Source organism: Actinomycetota bacterium, from assembly GCA_035536535.1.
Taxonomy (GTDB): Bacteria; Actinomycetota; JAICYB01; order JAICYB01; family JAICYB01; genus DATLNZ01.
On sequence record DATLNZ010000087.1, the window covers coordinates 26,919 to 47,469 of the forward strand.

10 protein-coding genes are annotated in these 20,551 nt (G+C 62.8%); 7 read left to right on the top strand and 3 right to left on the bottom strand.

Annotated elements, in window-relative coordinates; all coding sequences use genetic code 11:
- The first annotated feature begins 1,061 nt into the window (after positions 1-1,061).
- The 4 genes from VNE62_06080 (at position 1,062) to VNE62_06095 (ending at position 7,691) form a co-directional block, all read left to right on the top strand.
- Complete coding sequence (locus VNE62_06080; GenBank protein ID HVE91849.1) at positions 1,062-1,259, top strand: hypothetical protein; 198 nt, start codon at positions 1,062-1,064, stop codon at positions 1,257-1,259.
- Between the two features lie 551 nt (positions 1,260-1,810).
- Positions 1,811-2,338 (top strand): hypothetical protein, encoded by a 528-nt coding sequence (locus VNE62_06085; GenBank protein ID HVE91850.1) that lies wholly within the window; start codon positions 1,811-1,813, stop codon positions 2,336-2,338.
- Positions 2,339-2,696: 358 nt separating this feature from the next.
- Entirely contained in the window at positions 2,697-6,608 is a 3,912-nt protein-coding gene (locus tag VNE62_06090; GenBank protein ID HVE91851.1) for a hypothetical protein, read from the top strand.
- Positions 6,609-6,848: 240 nt separating this feature from the next.
- Positions 6,849-7,691: a hypothetical protein gene (locus VNE62_06095; GenBank protein HVE91852.1), complete on the top strand. Its 843-nt coding sequence runs from the start codon at positions 6,849-6,851 to the stop codon at positions 7,689-7,691.
- Positions 7,692-9,438: 1,747 nt separating this feature from the next.
- Here VNE62_06095 and VNE62_06100 read toward each other — a convergent pair.
- Complete coding sequence (locus tag VNE62_06100) at positions 9,439-9,906, bottom strand: hypothetical protein (protein HVE91853.1); 468 nt, start codon at positions 9,904-9,906, stop codon at positions 9,439-9,441.
- 2,030 nt (positions 9,907-11,936) lie between these two features.
- Between VNE62_06100 and VNE62_06105 the strand changes: the two genes are divergently transcribed.
- On the top strand, positions 11,937-12,275 hold the full coding sequence (locus VNE62_06105) for a hypothetical protein (protein ID HVE91854.1): 339 nt from the start codon (positions 11,937-11,939) through the stop codon (positions 12,273-12,275).
- Between the two features lie 18 nt (positions 12,276-12,293).
- Here VNE62_06105 and VNE62_06110 read toward each other — a convergent pair whose 3' ends face one another.
- Both VNE62_06110 and VNE62_06115 read right to left on the bottom strand, forming a co-directional pair.
- Positions 12,294-12,845 carry a hypothetical protein gene (locus VNE62_06110; protein ID HVE91855.1) on the bottom strand — a complete coding sequence of 184 codons (552 nt, stop codon included), beginning with the start codon at positions 12,843-12,845 and terminating at the stop codon, positions 12,294-12,296.
- 2 nt (positions 12,846-12,847) lie between these two features.
- Positions 12,848-13,804, bottom strand: a complete 957-nt coding sequence (locus VNE62_06115; GenBank protein HVE91856.1) for a hypothetical protein — start codon at positions 13,802-13,804, stop codon at positions 12,848-12,850.
- Positions 13,805-17,226: 3,422 nt separating this feature from the next.
- Here VNE62_06115 and VNE62_06120 point away from each other — a divergent pair.
- Positions 17,227-18,951 carry an SIR2 family protein gene (locus tag VNE62_06120; protein HVE91857.1) on the top strand — a complete coding sequence of 575 codons (1,725 nt, stop codon included), beginning with the start codon at positions 17,227-17,229 and terminating at the stop codon, positions 18,949-18,951.
- A 428-nt stretch (positions 18,952-19,379) separates the two neighbouring features.
- On the top strand, positions 19,380-20,447 hold the full coding sequence (locus tag VNE62_06125) for a Piwi domain-containing protein (protein HVE91858.1): 1,068 nt from the start codon (positions 19,380-19,382) through the stop codon (positions 20,445-20,447).
- Positions 20,448-20,551: the final 104 nt, after the last annotated feature.

Below are 20,551 nucleotides of genomic sequence, written 5' to 3' on the forward strand. Positions count from 1 at the left end.
GTTCAGGTCCGGGGGCCCATGCACCGGAGCCTCCACTCGAACGTGATCCCACGGGCCTGGCCCCTGGATCCGAGGTTCCAGGATCCGGTCCGCTTCCCGTGCGGCGTCCGAGGGTGCGGGAACCGCTCACGGGGTTGGATGCTCACCTGGTTGATCCCGCCGGGCCTCCAAGTCGATGCGGAGTCGGAGAGGGCTTACCTCTGTGGCGACCACCTGCGGGCCGCCGGTATGACGCCCAACATCTAGTCTCACCGGCGCCCCATGCGGCGTTGGCACGCCTCGGGAGCCGATGCGCCTCCCCCCTCCCGCCTGGCGGTGGCTCCTCGGGGCCTCAGAGCGTGCCACAGGGGCCTATGGGGCTCCGACTACGGCGCACGCACTCGCTACCGGCCCTGACCTAGGTACACGGTCGTGCAGACCGTCGGGCGGTGTTCAGTGGAGCTGCCGGCCCGGGCTGCTCTCCGAGGACCCAGGGACTCGGCCAGTACCCCCTGGTCCCCTGGATGAAGTGAATTTCATCCGGAGCGTGGCTTGTATCCTGACCCTTCATCTCTGACTTTCTCCCACTCTCTCTTTCCTTAAAGAGAGAGTGGGAGAAAGTCTCCTACCTGCGGTTTCTCCTGAAAGGAGAATCAGTTTCTCCTGCCCCCCCTCACGAGGAGAAACGGGCTGGAGAAATGGGACAAGGCCTTCTCCCGTGTGGAGAAACCGCAGGTCAGCGCGTGGATAAGCCGGGAGACCCCTCTCGCTTGCACGAATCCAGAATCCCACAGCGTTTCTGAGGTTTAGCCGCTTCCCAAGAGACTGGGAATCGGCAGAAGACGCCCAATCGGGTGAGAGACAATGGCGGTCGAGGGACAGAACGCTGGGGGGCACCCGAGTGTCAACCTATGTCTCTAGAGCGCGCCTCGGCTCGGGGGACAGAACGCTGGGGCACCGGGGAGTCCTGTCTTCTGGACGGGCGACTGGCCACTGAAGTTGCCCCCCCGGGCGAGCTCGACCACGCCGAGCGCGGCGTCCCGCGACCACATCAACGAGCGGATCGCCGCCAGCCAGCGGCGGTGTCCAAGGTGACCGGGGGCGCGGTCCTGGAGTCGCTGGAGGGGTCGGGGAAGCTTCTGCGCAAGGCATGGGCCGAGCGGGTCCTGGAGTGGCTTAGGGCCGTGCTGAAGGCCGTCGTGGACCGGGTGGTCGTGCCGGTGGGCAAGGGCGCGCAGAGGTTTGATCCGGGGTCGGTGGAGATCCGGTGGTTGGCGTAGAGACCGCCTGCGTCGCCGCGTAACAAGCACGGTAACCAGTCTCAAGATGTGCACCCTCGTCCCAGCGATCACGGCTGCTGCCACACCGCACCTTCGGGCACGTCCGCAGCAGATCTCCTGGGGAGGCTGCGGCGAAAGGAAAGCAGCGGTTGATGTCGAACTCTTGGCTGATGATCGGAAACCGGCCCCGGAACCGACCCCCCACCCCGCGCCTACGTTCCACTGTCTTGCTGGTGGTGCTCCTGATTTCTCTCACGCCGACTCAGGTTCGAGCGCATCATGCGCCTTCGCAAGTACTAGCCGAACACCTGATGTCGTCCTCGGGATGGACCGCCTTCAGGGTGGAAGTCGCCGACGGCTCTTCGGCAGACCTGCAGATGACCTTCGAGACCCGCTTGACCAGTAAACGGCTGCTCCAGGGATGGCAGCTATTCACGTCAGACGGCCAACTCGTCGACCATCACTTCGGCGTCAGGGACTGTTGGTCTGATCCGCCTCCGCCAGGTACGTACGTCCGCGCACTCCCGCCTCCAGGCGTGGAGCACGGAGAGATGCCGATTGACGGAAGCTGTCAATGGGGCCCCACAACTGAAGGCTGGGCCACGGGTCCCGAGCTGTTGCCCCCGGGGACGTACTACTTCGTGCTGGCCCTAGAAGCCGACCAGGTGCACCGCGCCATGATCACGCTTGAGTCTCACTTCCCTCAAGTTAAGGTCACCGGGACGACCAACGGCACGAGCCTGTTCGAAGCTTGGCCGGAGGACTTTGGGGGGGGAGCTTTCGTTTGGCATCGAGACGACCGCTACCCGCAGGTGCAAGTATCGGCCGGGGAGTCTGTGGTTCGAACAGTCTCGAACCGGGGTGTTGCCTGGTTCCATGGCGGTGACAACCTTCGAACAGGGGGGGTCCCCTCTGTGGTCACGATCGTCGGGCCGGAGACCACCCAGGCGGCGATCGGTGGCGCCAGGCTGACGAACAGCCCACCCGGCGACTACCGATTCGTGCTGGGGGAGAGGCTGACGACACTGACAAGATCGCCGCCTGTCGCTGTTCTGGGGGCGGACGTGATTCTCCCGTAGCGCGACCGATCTGCACGGTCGGGAGGCATCGGCCGCTGGGACCTCCCGAGCGATTTCTCTTCCGGCACGGACTGCAGGAGTTGAGGTCACGTCGGCTGTGCGAGACGCAGGTGAGCGAATCGAACAAGGCATTGACGTGACTGCGCCGGAAGCCTAAGCTCTCGCGTGCCCCACCTACGGGTTGGTGAGGCTGACGACGCAGGGGGGAAGTGTGGGGCATCACACGGGTACGTCGGCACCTGCTTTGCCTTATGCGCGGCTTTGGTCAAGGCGCTCTGCGACTTGTTCCCGTCGTTCTCGACGGGCACGGTGCGATCCTCAACGGCGATACGGAGTCGCCAGCCGCCGCACACGCTTTTTGCTGGCGCTTTCGATCTTCGCATCGCTGATAAACCCGTTGCGGCCACAGGTGTCGAGTGCCCAGACGAGTCGAGTTTCCACCAAGAGTCCGCAGGCATCGCCTCAACTATTCAACGTCGGCCAGTATGCGGCTGACTTCGACGAGTCTCCCTCCAGAGGCGTAGGGGTCCGGTTTAGACACAAACCTTCCGACCAGTACGTGGATGTCCGACTTGTAGGACATCCCGGATCCGAACCCCGCGTACGCGGCCGTTCCGCGGAGTTCGCACCGTCGGAGAAGCTAAGGGTTGTTTACGAGGTCCTGGCCGACGGAGTCAAGGAATCGATCATCTCGCACGAGCGCGTCTCGACTTACGAGTTCAAGGTGCACGCACCAGGCCTGAAGATGCGTCAGGACGGCGCAAACCATGTTCTTGCTGACAGGCATGATGCGGATGTCTTCAAAATTCTCGCACCGACCGCTTGGGACGCTCACGGGAACAGGATCGGGGCCACGGCGAAATTCGTCGGGGAGAAGTTTTTAGTTACGCTCGACCCGTCTGCTGTAGCTGCCGCTCCACTGCCTATCACTGTCGATCCCACAATCCAAGGCGCGACGTGGGCCACGGCGGGCGCTCACAACCGCAAGTTACTGGCAGTAGGGAACTCGCGCGTGATCATGTTGTACGTAGAAAGCGCTCCGACCGTGCGGGTAGTTTTTAGACTTTCGAGTGACGAAGGCGTGACTTGGACTGAGCCGACAGCAGTGGCCGAAACGGCGGCACACACGGTTGTCTCGGGGGTACACCTCGGAGGCGGTGTCGTGGACGTCCTCTACACGAGCAAGGCAGCTGGAGCCGGAACCGGTTTCATCGCAAGGCGTAGGCTGACCCCCGCAGCTGTCGACACGTGGTCAGTCGGACCTGAGAGCATCGCCGTAGCGACCGGCTCCCTACTGGAGCCCGCACCAACCCTTGTTGTGCGAACTGACGGACCAGCTGGGCGGCGGCTTGCCATCGGCTACGCTCGCACTGGTCTGTTAGGCGGCGTCGTGGAGTACGTGACATCGCTGTCAGACAACGATGGCGCAACGTGGAACCCCGCCACCATCTGCGATGCCGGACCAGACGGAACCATCGCCGCCGTCGGAAGTAGACTTGTGTGCTTCTCGACCGACCCAGGCTTGCCTGGGTTGGAGTGGCGGGAGTGGCTGAACGGAACGTGGGTACCGCAGACAACCATCCCAATCGGTGATGTCAAAGCAATGCCAAGTACGGTCGCAACCGGAGATGGTGAACTACATCTCGCAGTAGCGGTTGACGATGTGGGGGATGACGACCGGATTCGATACGCCAGGCTCCTATCCGCAGGCGCGTCGTGGTCAAGCCCAGTCACCGTCGGCGTTGGGTCAGAGCCGGTGATTGCAGACACTGGGGAATGGTTGGGGATTGAGGCGTACGATCGCGTCTCGGCTGATGAGTCCGTCCTGCGGACATACCTGAGCCAGGATCGAACTTCTTGGAGGGCGGAGTTTCCCAGGGGTGGCGCGGACTTCAGTTTCGTCCTCGATTACAACGAGGCTTGGGACTTTACGTCTGGCGTGGGCGATGCTCTCTTCAGTTTGTCCGGCGGGGGGGTCGCGATCGGCAACCGGATTGGAGTCGATTCACAGTTCCACCGGCTGGATTCCATCGATAAGCGGCTCGCGTTCGCCTTCAAGGCAACATCATCAGCGTCCGTTTCAAACCTCAAGTTGTGGTATCGCGCTCAAGACGCCCGCACGTACCGCATCGGTATCCAGTCAGATTCCTCAGCGTTCGGGGGTCCAGAAGGAACTCCCAGCGGGAGATGGATCAACGCCACGGCTAGTCTTGCTGACGATGTGCCATCTTCGGGTGCTTACGTGGAGACTGGTCTTCCTACCAGTACAGTGGGCTCGGCCATTAGCCTTACAATTCCCGCAGGCTCGGTCTTGGCTCAAACCGTGTATCACCTCGTCGCGGAGCCTTCGGGTGTCCTCCCGCCGACCTCGGCAAACTGGGCCGAGTTTGAATCGGTCGGAACGGACGCTGGCGCAGTCGGCGCAATGGCCGTCCGCTCCTTTGCAAGCAGTACGAACTGGGTCCAGGCTCAGGATCGCGTTCCCCGAATGGTCGTGGGTTCCAGTTACGGCGGTTTGGCCGCTGATCAGCAAATCGGCGTCGGCTCGAACTACGCCACGCACGAGTACCTCGTGTCCGGTCAGAGATTCGTTTCTCCGACGACGGGCGCAATCGACAGTGCACGGCTCTTGCTTGCTCCCGTGGGGTCCCCGACGCCAGGACATGTCCTGGTTCGTCTTTTGGATGCCAGTGGTGCCCAGGTGAGTTCAGGAACCATTGGAGCGCCAACACCTGGGTGGGTTACGGCGCCACTAGACCCGGTAACTATTCAAGCTGGCAACACCTACCACCTCGTGGTCGACTTTCGCGGTCGTGATCGGCTCAACACGTGGTCAATCAAAGCCTCGGGCGACTCCTCCGCCTCCTGGGACGACGGCCGGTCGTCTGTGACGACTGCGCCCGATCGCAAGGGCTTCAACGACCGCACTGATGAGGCAAAGTCCGTTGAATCCGGTCGGGACCTCATCGCGTTCAACTCGGGTTCAGGTGACGTCTTGTATATCGGAGGTGAGCGCCCCTTTGATTACGTCCGCCTGCAGCGCGACCCCGCTGCAGATCCTGGCGGCGCAGTAGGCGTAAGCGCCCAGTATTGGAAGGAGGATCAATGGGCACCTCTACCGACCGAGCGGCAGTCGCTTGGGGTCGCGGGGTGGGACGGCGATATGTACTTCACGAAGCCGGGTGACTGGGCGCGGTCGTCTGTAAACGGGACGACCGGGCACTGGATCCGGATAGTTCCTCTCCAAGCCGCCCCTCAGATGACCATAGCCAAACTGAGTGGCGCCCGAGATCTTAATCGCCCAACCGCGGTGGGTTCTGGGATATCAGGTGCCATGGTTACAGCCTCCATGTGGACGCAGGCCCCTGACGCACTGGCTTACCTGTTCGTCATGCCGCCCGTGATCGGGGATGTGTTCTCGACGCTGGTGCTGCAGTTCAACATGTGCGGGAACAATCCGACGAACGCGCACTGTGGACCGCGTGGCAACTTGCAGGTAGCCACGTGGACGGCTCGCGAGATGAAGGACCGGCGGGCATGGGCGGCCACGCTGAACGAAGTATGTAAGCCTCAGGTAACGGAGCTTGTGGAACAACTCAAGTGGCCCTGGGCGGCCTGGTTTTATGAGACCGTCCCGCAGCCCGACAATGACTGCAAGAGCTATGGAAATGCAATTGTATATCGCGCCGACTACCTTGCCCAGAGGTTAAACGAGTGGCTGCCGACTGGTACAGAGCAGCGACGACGGCTGGACTGCATTACTCTGGAGCGATATGACTCCGCGACTAAGGAATACACTGATCCGGTCGTGTGCGTTACGCACTTGACCCACACGGGCGAAAACGCTGACTACATGCGGGCGTTGAGGCGGGAGCAACTAATTGACGTAGCCGACTACCTCATCGAAATAGGGCACGGGGATAACCAGGACACTAGATTTTCACCAGTTATTCTAGGAGGAGACCTCAACAACCGACCATACGATTCTGTCGACGCGTGGCAGATGGATGTCGTATTTGACTACCTGTATGGCTTTCAGACAGGCGAGCCTGCGTGGAGCTCGGTCGGCGAGCTCTTTGAGGCAGAGGGGTGCTGCGCACAAAGGATGAATCGTCTGTTGGAACCCACCCACGGTGCAGGCAAACTCGATTACATCTTTGCATATCATCCGCGAACGATTGTGGACGCATCAACGGAAGACGCCGATAACTCCGATCACAAGAGGTACTGGGGGAGAGTCTCGCTGGGCGAAGAGCGAGAAGACGTGTAGCGTGCGCTGCGAGTCGCCGTCCCCAGTTGGCGCCCAGACATGCAGCGATCGCAATGGCTGCGACTGTAGCTCGATATCGGGGTCATTGCGCCGCGTGGTCGGGAAGTGATACTCGCGCGCCGCAGTGCGAGTCGGCGCCTACTGGCCGCCTGCATTGCAGGTGGGCTATTAGCGGTCGTGGTAACGCTGGTGCTTCCGAGGTTGGGCAGCCGCGGACTGGGACGAGTTGATGGAACGGTAATGGAGAAGCTGGAGTATCCGGCATCGAGCCTGCTTCCTGGTCCCGGGAGTCGACTGCCCATGAACTTCGTTGTGGCGGACGGATCGAGACTCGCCGGGACCGTGTTCGTGCAGCGAGCGTCAGACGGCTTGCCAGACTCCTGGCACGCCGATCTGGAAGTGACAGGGGATCCGATTCAGGTTTTCGAGTCCTATGCCAAACAGATCAGGGAACTGTTGCAGTCGCTCGGGCGGCCGCTCCCGGAGCTTGAGCCCGATAGGGCTTGCAAGAGGAAACTGGGGGAGGTCAGGTGTTTCGCGGAGGGGCCGGCCGCGCAGTCGCCTCACTACTACCAGCTGCGTGTCAACCGCGACCCATCTATCCGTCGAAGTTATGTGTTCCTGAGGATCTCCGGACGGGACCTTCCGTCGCCGCTTCTAGCAGCGCCATCCCTGCCTGCTGTGAATGTGCCGCCTCAGGCAGGTTCGGCGGCCGTGATTGCAGAGCTCCCAGCCCCCACTAAGCGCGTCAACCCTCGTCCTGTGCGGCTGGAGGAAGGGACTGCGCTACTGGTTCCTCCCCGGATGTTCAAGTTCGGCAGTGGAACAGACGCAGTGAGTTTGGTCGTCGTGTCGAAGAGGCCGCCGGACCAAGTCGTGGAGCAGTACGTGGACCAGCTCAAGCGTCTGGGGTACGACTACCGGGCGGACGTCCCGCCCGTCACCTCTCACGAGGGGAACCTGATTACGCTCTACAAGAGGATCCTTTGCGTGCCTGAGTGTGGCGAGGTGGACCTTGCGGCCGTGGCTGACGGCCAAAGGACGTATGTGAGCATCAGGATCTCGGGATACCCCCTGGATTAGGACCTCCGGGACTCTCCCGAGACTAACCAGGCGGGACTCGCTCCGGCCTGCCTCGGACGCACCGACCATCTAGCATTGGTGTCCGTGGCCCGGCGGCCCCCGGCTGGTCGAGTGCTGCGGGCGCTCTTTGACGAGCGCGACCGGCTCACGCGGAGAGAGGGCCAGCTTGAGCTGGTCCGAACGCGCGAGCTGCTACAGCTGTGCCTGCCGCCCCACTGTGTCCGATGCGGATCGTAATCTTCCGTTTGTGAGCGAGGAGCGACCGTCAGACAGAAGCCCACCCTGGCCGCCCCGGCTCGTAGTTGTCTCGACGTTCTGGCGTGAGAATGTCTCTTGGTTATTGCCGTTGGTGGCGCTTACGACCGTTGGGTTAAAGGTTCTGGCAGTTTCCGATTTCGACTTTGTTACAGCGACCGGCGTTCTACAGTCCGCAGGATCCGTCGATGTCGCGGTCGGTATCCTCCTGACGGGGTTACCAGGGCTAGTCGGTGCACTCATGGCATTCGTACTGGCCGCGGGCATAGGTAGCGCATTCAGGGAAGGCGAACCCTGGCTAGCCCCCCTCGCCGTATTCGCCGGGTTTCTCTTTGTGGCTTCACTGTTCGTCAGCCTCAACCTCCTCGTGGGATACGTAGTCATCGCTGGCGTGCAGATCGCGCTGGGGCTCGGTCTGAGGGCCATGTTCAGCGCGATCGGACGCCGTAGTGTCAGGGCGGCGCTAGCGGGAGTTGCGGAATCGCTGGGCGCGCGCGGCAGCGGTCCGGTGTGGCGTCAGGCTGTTCCCCAGCTGGCGACCCTCACGCTCTTGATATGGCCTCTCGTCTCCGGCTCGTCGGTCCCTTGGACGCCACCAGAGATGGTTCAGACCAAGGAGAGGAGGCTCATCGGGTACGTCCTGGGGTCACAAGAAGGTTGGCTTACGATCTTGCGAGAGAATCCCCGCACCCTTGCCCGAGTCCCTGCCACAGATGTAATTGGGCGCTCGGTGTGTCGTGTTAACCCTGATGCGCGTCCCCGCGCGGTCTCCTACCTGCTCCCCGACGGTAAGCGGCATCCGCCGACCTACACGGCCTGCGGTGAGCCCTGGCGGGGTCGCTCCAATCCGACTCCATCACCTAGCCCCAGTCCCGCGCGTGACTAAACGGATCGGCGACGGCTCGCGACGGCAGACGGTCCTGGAAGAAGCTCGCGCAGCCGACGGGCACCACCTTCGCCACCCGGGAGAACATTCCCCCTGCGCGAGTTCGGTGCATGCACGGGTTTGATGGTGGCGATGGAGTCCCCTGAGTACGTTGAGATCAATGAGTCCGGCCCTCAATGTGGTGCTCGACACCCACATCTGGGATGAGCTCGCAGCCGACACTGTCGCTCGCGACCGGGTACGTGAGCTTTGCGAGTCGAGCGCCCTGGCGGTGATCGTCCCGGCGACAGTCCACCACGAGCTGGTAGCTGGTCCGTTTGGGTCTGTGCCCGACTGGTTCCCAACCACGAAGCTCCCAGACACAGTCTTCGTCTTGGACCACTCGAGTCTCGATCAAGCGGAGCTGGGTGAAGGGACCACGTTCAGCGCGCATCCGGTCAATCGACCTGGTCCTGGTCAACGCTGAAGCTCTTCGCACCGCTGGCGTAAGTTCAGGGACCTGCTTCAGAGACGCAGCCGGAGCGTCTCGTGCCTCCGAGGGAGATGCGCTTTCAGTCGACAGCAGAGGACGACAACCATGGGGCAGGAGTGGAGGGGAGTGGAGAGTCACCTGCGGATCTCCGGTTCCTCCGGGAAGAGTGCCTGAGCTAGACGTAGTAGCCGCGTTGCTGTGCTCGGCTGGTCGGCCCGTGTAGTGCCGACATCACCCTCTGCGAACAGGCTGGGATCTCCCCTGGAAACTCCCATGTCGGGTGCCCCCTTGCTTCCGAATTCTGCTCGCACTGCAGTGGCCAGGGCCCTACCTCCCGCAGCGTCCTGCGTGTTCTGCAAGGCACGCAGTGCTTCCGTGTCGGCTCGGGTTTCGGCGCTCTTGGCCCGATCCTCCGCCGTCTCGGCGCGCTGGCGATTCACTTCCCTGCCGAACAACGCCCCCGCGGCAGCGAAAACCACCGCCTCCGCTGTCCCGTAGAGGTAGATCGAACGGCTCCACTCAGGGTCAGGGAGTCCTGTTCGTTGCAGCATGTATCTCATCAGGGCGGCAAAGCCGACGAGAATCGCTAAGCCGATCAGCACCTGGGGGGATCGCCAGCCACCTCGGGAGATGCTGGCGACCGGTGATGGATCCTCGGGTGGGGCCATGTCCTGCTATACGCACCGCCGTGCTGAAAGTCGCGCACAACCTTGAACCAGCCCGTGCGTACACCTAGTCGACGGATCCGACGACTAGGTGGGAGGCGGCTTGGCCAACCGACTGGGAACGGTAGCGAGGGTTCTGCTGGCTGGGTGCGTATCGGCGTCCGCGCTTGTGGTTGGCGCGGCGGAATCGGTGTCGGCATGCACCTGCGACTCCACGTGCGTGCAGGTGTGGTATGGCACTCCGAGCGATAGAAATTATCTGGTTGACTCTTGCACCGACACGGGCCCTCAGCACGTGAACGAGACGGGTCAGTTGAGGATCACTGAGTTTCTTTACGTCGGCTATCACTGGGGGGTAGGCGGCCCTATCCCTTCAGGTTCGGGCTAGGTCACTCAAGCGCGTCTGACGCTCGGCATGCCGAACCCACCACACGGGACTGGGTGCATTTGACTTCAGTCCCTACCTCTAGCTCTGGCTGAACAGGACCGGGGACGCCAGTTGCGCCTACTTGCCGACGCAGGCGGATGAAGTGTCGGTCCCGCGACACATTCACGGAGGCAGTGACTACGGGCACATCAACTCCGCCGACCGTGGGTGGTCTGACGTCAAGACCGAGGTCGACGACGTCCCCGTTCTTGGCGCCAGAAGCGGTGGAGGTCGCTGACCCTACAGAGGTCGGGTCAGTCGGGTTCCCTTCAACGCGACCCGCCACAGCACCGTCCGCCGGCCGCCGGGTGCTGCCCGAGGCACCAGAGGAGCGCGCCGCAATGGTCACGACGGACAGAGCGATGAGCAACGTCGCAATGGATAGGGCCGGGGCAAGACCGGATTGGAACTGTGGCTGGGCCAGAAGGTTTGAAAGAAAGTGGCGGCCCCTCGCGACGCCGCGTCTTGCCCTCTCTCGCAGCGTCACCCAGACGGCGGGACCGAGGACGGAAAGCCCTCTCTTGTCGGCAACGTCCAGGTACACCTGCCTGAACGAGCGTCTTGCCCGAAGCAGGATCGACTTCACCGCTGGCAGGGTCAGGTCCTCGCGGGCCGCAATTTCCTCGTAGGTGAGCTGCTGGATGTATCGGAGCGTCAGAATCCGCCGGTGCCGCTGAGAAAGACGCGAAAAGACTTCCCACAGTGCGCGAGCGCGTTCGCCTTGCAGGAAGGACTCCTCCGCGCCCTCGCCTTGACCCACCGGAAGCTCGTGCAAATCGTGGGTTCCGCTGTTGATCCGAGGGCGGGAACTCGCTCGACGAAGGTGGTCAATGCAAGACCGTTTCGTTATCTGTGCCAGCCATGGCCAGGGCTCACGTGCCTGGTCGAAAGTGGACCAGCGGGCCAGGGCCTTGATCAGTACTTCCTGCGCGATGTCCTCAGCGGCGCTTGCGTCCTTCACCCACTTTGCTGCCATAGCCCGGACGCGGTGGATGTGCGTCCGGCAAAGGCTTTCGAAATCCACGTGTGGAAGAGCCGGGTCCTCGATGTGCGCCTACCCAGATTCAACTTCGCTGCTTGAGCGGTCGTGCTCTTCAAAATCTTGCAAGTGAAACTCCTGCTCTGTCCGAGTGCGGAGTCCGATGAGGCTGAGAACGACCATCTGAAGCCGATGGGACACATCGACTCCGCAGGGGGGGGGGCATCAGCAAACTGCCTGTCCTAGTTCGGCAGCCCTGCGCGATTTCCTGCTTCTGTACCCTTTGCGGCCTGAAGCGCCAGGCGGTCGCATGTGTCCTAGCTGAATCAGACTGCCGGACGGACGAAGGAGATCTACATAGAGCACCGCGCGGAGCAGGGAAAACCTCCAGATCAAACCGCTTGCTGGCGGCGGTCGCGAAGCATCCGTGGAGCTGTGATGGCCGAGGGCGCAACCTCAGGCCCTTTTCTGTGTAATCCCCCGGGTACGGCGCTTGGTGAAAAGCAGCCCGGCGTCAGAGGTGTAGATCTCGGTCTCCCAGAGGACCTTCTGACTCGCCTGGTGTCGAAGACCGCGGTGATGATCAAGGATCTGTTCTGCGAGACGCTGATCAGGTTCACGCCAGCCTCCTCGAGGAGGTCGAGAAGGCTCCTGTCGACCACCATCCTCCGCGCAGCTCGCGACAACTCCCACACGAAGATCGCTCGTGTCTCGTCCAGGCGCCCGAGCATGGCCTCCCGCGCTGGCCGACGTACCGTCCTGCTGTGGGCCGAGACATCGCGGTCCTCGAACCACTCAACGATGCGGAAGCCCATAGTGGCGGCGGTCGATTCGATGGTGGCCCGCTGCTTGTCCGGCGAGATCGACGTCCCGGTCGGGTCGTTGGAGACCCGGAGGTAGCCGAAGGCCTCGGCTCGCTCACGCCGGAGCTTCAGCCTTGTGCTGGTTGACCGTTGACCGGGTGATGATGAAGAGGCGATTTACGGAAGCGAGAATCAGGAGAAGCAGATGGGTTCCAAGGACCCCGACGATGCTCGTCGTCACCACCAGATCCCGCCCCCCCTGCGACTTCTCCGACTCAGTGTTCAGGACCAAGAGCGCGACTGTTAGTGCCAACGACACAAGTAGGGCCCAGCAGAGGCCGCTGTACAGCCGTCTGATCGCATGAAGCCGTCGGCGATGACGTTCGAGCTGCCAAGCCAGACCAATGTCATCGGCGGGGGTCTCGTCTATAGCGGCTGACGCATCCTGTGACCACGTGTAGACCTGGAAGAGCATTCCGAACAGGGACGCTGTGAGAACGGTGCAGCCGGTGAGAAGCGAGCCGAGGTTGTCGGCCTCAAGCCGCAGGCGGTAGATCGCGAAACCAATCACGACGGGGACGACGATGTACGTGAACCACTTGGATCGACCGTCTTCGACCCACCAGTTGCGCGCAACCGGAGCAACGTTCAGAGACCCGTTCGCCATGACTACCGGCCTCCCGCTATGCCGATCGGCCCACCAATATCTCGCGCGAGACCGACAGCGCGCTCAGCCATCGCCTCGATCTGCGGATACCCCTCCTCGTCGGTGGGCACCCCCTCCACTGCGTGACCGACCGGGGGGAAGCGGGGAGAGGCTAGGTTCACGCTCCTCGTCTTGCCCCTGATCTCCACCGTGAGCTTGAAAGTGTCGTAGTCGTCGAGATGCCCGAGTTCGCTGGCGTCACCAAGCAGTAACTCGATGGCGGCACCGCGGTCCCGTCGGCGGAAGATGTTTGCGACGGCCTCGGCGGTCGGCCGTTTGACAACCTCGATCTTGGTCTGAACGGTGCCGACCCGTCTGCGACTCGACGCGACGTCCAGTTCAAGGCTCTCGTCCTCTTCCCGAAGAACCCGAGTAAGGGTCGCTCCATGGATGGCCCCGCCGTGCTTTCGGTACTGATCCCAGACCGCTTCCTCAAAGTAGTAGCTGAAGTTGACCGTCAGGTCAGCGTGGTGTTGCTTCAGGCGTTTCACCAGGTGCTCTTTCCAGAAGGCATCCACGATGCCAAACCTTGCCCGCCGCTCAGTGAGCAAAAGCGCCGTCGTGTTTCCGGCCGGGACGGCCATCCAGAAGAAGAGTGGCCGGCCTTCATGGTCCTCGTCGCGGATCTTGATGGTCGATCCGGTGCTCGCCTGTTCGACATCGTGCCTGATTGCGGGCCTGGTCACCCTGATACGGCCATACCGCGTGTGAATACCCTGGGCGTGGACCTGCTCAACTGTTAAGCGTCTAGACGGATGCTCGGGGGATGGCGTCCAGACCCACGTGGCGCTATTGACGACGGCAGTGTCGAAGGCGGCCAGAACATCTGCCCCGTCTAGCGTTCCGTCGAGCGGGACGGACTCCCCAGGCTCTCCACGGCGGTGCGCCGTGAGCGTGTAGGGATACAGAGTGCTGGTCACGACTGCCTAGACCCTCGCCGCTCCACGACCCGCTACGAGCGCCGCGACACGAGCCATGGAGGCTTCGGCCTCGCCCTGCGCTTCATCGACCCCGACAGGAGCAGGAGCGCCCAACCGGCCTCAAGCGTCGCGATTCCTGACATGCCCAACAGGAGCGTGTTCACCCCCGACTTCGGGAGGTTGTCGTTCGTGTTTGCCTGGGCGGCCGGCCGCGGGGTTGCGGCTGCTGCGGGTTGGGGCGTAGCAGCCGCTGCTGCGGTACAGAGATTCGTGGCATAGAACGCAGCGTTGTCGCGGCAGTTAGCCTCTGAGGGTGGGCCCGACAACTGAGGCGCGGCGTCCGATCCCCCGGCAGGGTCGTTCGAGAACCGGCACGGGTTTCCTGAGTCCCCACATCTGTAACTGGGTGGCCGCTTGTCCGAGGGGCAGGAGTGGGCTCCATGACAGCCGCTCTGGTGTGCCCCAGCCGCGGTCTGGGTTGCCAGCACGGCCGCCGACACTCCCACCAACAGGAGCATGAAGGCGAGCACAGTCGGCAGCAGGCAGCCCATTGCCGACTTCCTGCCGCCCATCCCAACCGACACGCGCGGTCCTCTCTTCGACACCGAGAAGCTGAGCGGACCCTTGCGCTTGCGATAGCTGAACCCCATCCCTTCCTCCTTTAACGGGTGCTCTCGCACCCAACTCCATCCTTGTTCTCGTCGAACCCGTGGGGATCTGGCTGTCTGACCGTGAATCTCCAGTGGGGGACGTCCTTGCAGTCGAGGTCCGGCGGCGGGGGCTTGATGCAGACGTCCGGATAGGAGGGGTCGCATCCTGACCTGCCAGCAGCGGCAGGAGCCGCTGTGACTTGTCGGGGTGCGGCAGTAAGACGAGGCGGCACGAACGGTGCGATGGTGGCTCTGACGGTGGGGCTTGCCGTGGGAGCGACAGTAGGCGTAGGCGACGGAGTCAGAGTGGGGGCGGCTGTCTCGGTGGGAAGTGCCTTGCCAACTGGGTCGCCCTCGTCGCCCGTGGCTGCGCCGATGATCCACAGCAAGAGAAACAGGCCTCCTCCCGTGAGCCACTTCTGGCCTCTAGACAGCGACCTCCACCGCTCCATCAGCCGATCTTCTCCTTCCCGCGTCGGGGCTCCCGGTGCGCGGACGCGCGAGAACGGAGCCCTTCACAAGGGGCTGCAATAGGCATACGCAACAGAAGCTCAAGAGTTGCGGCGGAAAGGAGGTTGCCATCACCCGGTCTTCCCTCCTGCGCTCCGTCCACGACGCTCCCGGACGACAGCGAGTTCGCGCAGATCGCCTATGTAGTCGAGGATCTTCTGTTTGTCCTCTGGGCTCAGTGATGGGTCGGCCGTAACGCCGAGCTCCGCACTTGCTGGGATGTCCGGGCGGCGCATTGGCGGCGTCATCTATGCGGGGGAGATACCAGGGGCCGGCGGTGTCGAGTTCCGCAGTCACGGCTGCGGGGATGAGGATCCCGACCCAGTTATCGGCGTCGATGGTGATTCGACCGTCGGTCGTGGAGGCCGACAGTAGGGGCGGATCTGCGTCCACCTCGCTGCGAAACTGCATCCGGGCCGCCGTCAGCATGTGGGGCTGCCGGTCGCGTCGAGCCACCGGAAGCCTCGCTCGAAGGGGCGTGCCTGTCGATCCGGATCTGGTGCTCGACGGCCATCGCGTCACCGTGGCCGGACGGTCCTACAGAACCCCTGGTCTAGCGGTGGGGGTGCGCTTGCGTGGCAGCCCTCTTCGAGGCCGCCCTTGCGCGTGCACTTTGCGCGCCGGCTACTTCGCCGTCGGCGCCTGTCCGGACGATGGTCCATCCGACTCGCCCGTTTCGAGACCAGTTGTCTCATGAGTCGGTTGCCAAGTGTCCGATGGGACCGGGACCCCTAGCGCCTGGAGGCGACGATCCCATTCATCGAGTCCGGCCGTGACACTGGCTAGCCGCTTGAAGGCTTGGGAGATGCGTTGAGTCGGAAACCGCATTACGCGGGCGAATGAGGACGCATGCGCCATTGAACCGGTCAGCTCATTGAGACCCGCCATGCCTTCGCGCGCTGCTGTGGCCAGACCTCCTGTCATTGGCCTCGGGCGGTTAAAGGCCGGTCGGGGGGTGCGGGGGTCCCCTTCAGCCCCTTGTGGCCATCGGCCGAGCGCCCGGGGACCCGAAGGCGCAGGAGGTACACGGGCGAGAAGGCAGCGAGACCTTTCGCGCGTGACTGCGTAATCCTCACGGTAGCCATCATGGGGTCGAGACGCTGGGAGGCGAACTTGAAACATGTTTCTCGTTGCATGCTGGTCTGTTGCGCCGTTGGGGTCCTGTGGGGCGGGACGGCGCAGCCTGCAGTGGCAACCACAGGGGAGATATCGAAGGTATGCAGGGAGGCGCTCGATCCTCCTTGCACTCCGCCTGTAGACATTGCCGTAAGCGTTACAGGTAGTTGCGTGATGGACTTCACTCGGGTGGGGACGGGAGTATGTGTGGATAGCGCTGGCACTAGCTGGTGGTGCGCGCACATTAACTCCTCGTCCAGCGGCTCCGGGTGCGTAGGACCAGGCCGATAAGGGAGGAGCTAGAACAAGTGTTTGAGCGACTGGACCAAGATGGCCGTCTGGTGATGGCCGCTGCCGGAGCGCATGCTAAGAGCCTCGGCAGCGGCCATATCAGGCCTGTGCATCTGTTATTGGCGCTTGTGGACCCTCCAGGAGACGTTCCGATCGGGGAGGCCTATCGAGCAGCAAGTGCACTTCTGCAGGATCAGGGACTCAGCATCGAAGAGATGGTTCGTCAAGGTGGCGGGCATTCCTTAGTTATCGATGAGGACGGACGCGTGCAGGCAGGGGATCCTGGCCTGCAACCCCAGTGGGATGAGCGGGCCATCGCAGCGCTTGCACCGCTAACCAACTCAACAGGTCCTTTGGGGTTCCCAGTGGTCGCTACTACAATCCTCCGGGCGGAGGCTGTGCGCCAAGCCGCCAGAGGCACTGACCTGGAGGCCGTCGCACAGCGCATAGAGTCTGAAGCTGGTTAAACACGCTCGCGAGACCTGCCTAGCTCCACGGTCTCTTGCCCCCGTGAACCCAGAGGCCGGTTATCGGGGGCCTGCGAGGGGCTGAGCGACCCTGCCGAGACATACCACGTGCGAAGTCTCAGACGAAGACACCCGGCCCCCCGCGCATGCACTCGTCCCAGCCGCGCGGTCTGAGCGACTGGCCATGCCTGACGGCTGACCTGCTCGTCAGTCGGCGCTCGCGCCGACGATGCGTGTCTTCGCGACTCGCTTGATAGCGAACATTCGGTTGGGCGCTGTGCGAAAAGTGGGTTGGAGAGCCTTCCCCCTCAAAACCAAGGCCGAGGGTGCACCTATCGCGCTGAGCACGCCGAGACTTCGTCACTAGTAGAGCCGATACTTCCGAGGAATGACCAAGACGCTCATGGACTCAAGCGAGTTCGTCCGACTCCACTACGCACGCGCTCCCGGATTGGTGTGGTTTCTCGGTGCCGGCGCATCCGCCTCAGCTGGGATCCCGACTGCTGGTGCGATGGTCTGGGAATTCAAACGGTCGATTTACTGCTCGAGGATGGGAGTACCCGTCACGGCTGTGCCTGATCTCGGTGACGATCAGGTCAGGCGGCGGATCCAGGCGTATTTCGATGACCTCGGATCCTTTCCGCCGGCCGGTGCGGACGACGAGTACGCCTGCTACTTCGAGTACATGCACGCCTCGGAGTCTGATCGCAGAGCCATCATTGATTCAGTCGTGCAGCGAGGCGCAGCCACGTTTGGCCACCGCGCCCTTGGCGCACTCGCCGCAACCGGTAGGATTCCATTGATCGTCACAACTAACTTCGATCCACTCGTAGAGGATGGTGTTGCACAGGTAACTGGTTCCACCGGTTCTCTGACCGTGGTTAAGCCCGATGCTCACGGCGTCGGCATGGACGCACTGTCTGAGTCGCGATTTCCCTTGCTGGTTAAGCTCCACGGCGATTTCCGCTCTAGTCGCTTGAAGAACACATCCAACGAGCTGCGGACTCAGGATGCGCAGTTGCGCGAGATGTTGGTGTCTGGACTTGCTGATCGCGGCCTGGTCGTTGTTGGGTGCAGTGGCAGGGACGGTTCGGTAGTGGAGGCGATCCGCAGAGCAATTGTGTCGGGCGGCGTGAAGCGTGGGTTGTTCTGGTTACTGCGAGGCGGGGACGAGCCGCCGCACACCGTTGTCCAGTTGCTACACGAGGCCTATTCTCGCGGGCTGGAGGCGTGCCCCGTCAGAATCGGGTCTTTCGACGAGGTCGCCGGAGACCTTCTCGCCATGGAGGATCTTCCAACAGGGATGGCCGAGCGATTAGCCCCGCAACGCGACCCGCGACGTGTAGTGCCCACCCCCATCCGTCGCCGGGGGACGGACTGGCCAGTGGTCCGGCTGAATGCCGTCCCCTTCATCGCATTGCCGCCCCTGTTCCGGTTTGTGGATTGTTCGATCGGCGGAAGCGCTGAGGTCCGCCAGGCGGTCGAGAATGCGGGAGCGGACGTGCTGGCCGCACGCAGCCGCCGTGGGGTCATCTGTTTCGGAGGTGATGAGGCTGTTCGGAAGAGTTTCAGTCCGTATGGCATCACTTCATTTGGTGTGTCTGATGTCATCGCGCCGCGCCTCGGCCACCGGTCGACCGAGGCGGGCCTGGTGTTCGAGGCGCTATCCCGAGCGCTTACACGTTGCCGTCCTCTGAGACGGGCGCACGAGAAATCGCGGCACCTGTTCGTCGTCTCGGACGTTAGTGACCAGAGTGTCAGCCGCCTCAAGGCGTCGACAGGAGACCTGGTCGGGAGGATTCCAGGTACGTCGCTTCGTTGGGCAGAGGGTGTCCGTGTCCGGATCGACCACAGGCTCGGTCGCACGTGGCTGTGCTATGAGCCGGTGGTGTGGGCTGAACCGATCGAAGGCGCGGACGCGGGAGTGGCTCGTGCGAAGTTCGTGCGTGAACGACTCGTCCGCCGTTTCAACAGGCAGACCTTCGACCTGCTCGACGCTTGGGCCGAGATTTTGACCGGTCCGCAGCTTGTTGCGTTCGATGTCCCGGAGGGGGTCGACGCCAGGTTCGAGCTGGATTCGCGCTCGGCCTTCAGCCGCCGAGAGAGAGCGTGATGGGGAAGGACGACGTTCCTGCGCCTCCGGGTCCGGCACCGGCTGCCGTGCCGTCGACGGATCCCCAAGCAGCCTGGGGACCTCAGCTTCCGGCGCACTTCCGCATTTCCGAGCCCATGTTGGCGTTCCATCCCGGCCGCTCCGATGACCGACATGTGCATCCTCTGCAGGGGCTGGTCCAGTTCGGGCCGTACGGCCGGTCCCTGCTCGCCTCTGTGCCAGATCCAATTAGGGTCGCCACCGTTGTGCCTAGAGGCGAATCCGAGCGACTCACGGGGTTGTTGGGAGAGTTGGGGCAGGTGCACGCTCCGGCTGAGCGACGCGACTATCTTCCTGCCTTCCCGGGGATCCGGAGCGTGTTCGGCACCCGCTTGGTATTGGGCGGTACTTCCACTCACTTAGAGCTACCAGTCGGCATCGACCGGGAAATGGACGCTCCGACGCCGCACCAAGCTCTTGCCGGACACCTGGTCGCCGCGCTGCGGGCTCTCCGGTCACAGCGCTCGTCGTTCGACGTCGCATGCATCTACCTGCCTCACCGGTGGACCGCGGGATTCGAAGGAGGGGCCGACGAGGACTTCAACCTGCACGACCACGTCAAGGCCGCTGCGGCGGAATTAGGAATTCCGGTACAGATCGTGCTTGAATCGGGTGCTCTAGCCTATCGATGCCGAGCAAGTGTCGCTTGGCGATTGAGCTTGGCTTTATACGTCAAGGCAGGCGGTGTGCCCTGGGTCATCGCAGAGCGAGAGCCGGCGACCGCCTACGTGGGCATCAGCTATGCGTTGCGTGCCTCTGGCCCCCGGAGATTTGTCACATGTTGCAGCCAAATCTTCGATGACGACGGGACCGGGCTCGAGTTCATCGCATACGAAGTCGACGGGGCGCGTATCAGTCTGACCAACCCGTTTCTTAGTCGAGACGACATGCGCCGAGTCATGACGCGAACGTGCGACCTGTACCGAAGACGGCACGCTGGCCGGATGCCGCAGCGGATAATCGTGCACAAGTCCAGCCGGTTCCTGGAGGAGGAAGTCAACGGAGCGTTCGACGCCTTGGACGCGGTTGCCGAGATCGAGCTGGTCCAGGTACAAGGCGAGGTCCCTTGGTTCGGGGTTCAGGTAGACGCGCAGCCGGGAAGAAGGGAAGGCAGAGCGGGCGCATACCCCTGCCTCCGCGGGACCGTCCAACCCATAGGTCGTGACTCGGTATTGATATGGACGCAGGGCAACGCGCCGGAGGCGGCAACGGCTGGCCGCAACTACTTCAAAGAGAAGAAGGCCGTGCCCCACCCCCTGATGCTGCAGCGGTTCTCTGGATCCGGTGGCTGGGACGCAACAGCCCGACGGGTTCTCGCGCTAACAAAGATGAACTGGAACAATGACGGCCTGTACGATCGCCTGCCTACGACTATGAGGTACGCAAGCACCTTGGCTCGAGTGGCAAAGATGGGTTTTTCCGCGGGACGCACCTACGCGTTTAGGCACGTCATGTAGCGAGGCCGGGCGAGTCAGCGACTACCGAAAGGCATCCGACGCATGGCTTCTGACGATATGTGTCTTAGCCTAGACCGATGACATCGGAAGTCTTCTTCGGGTAC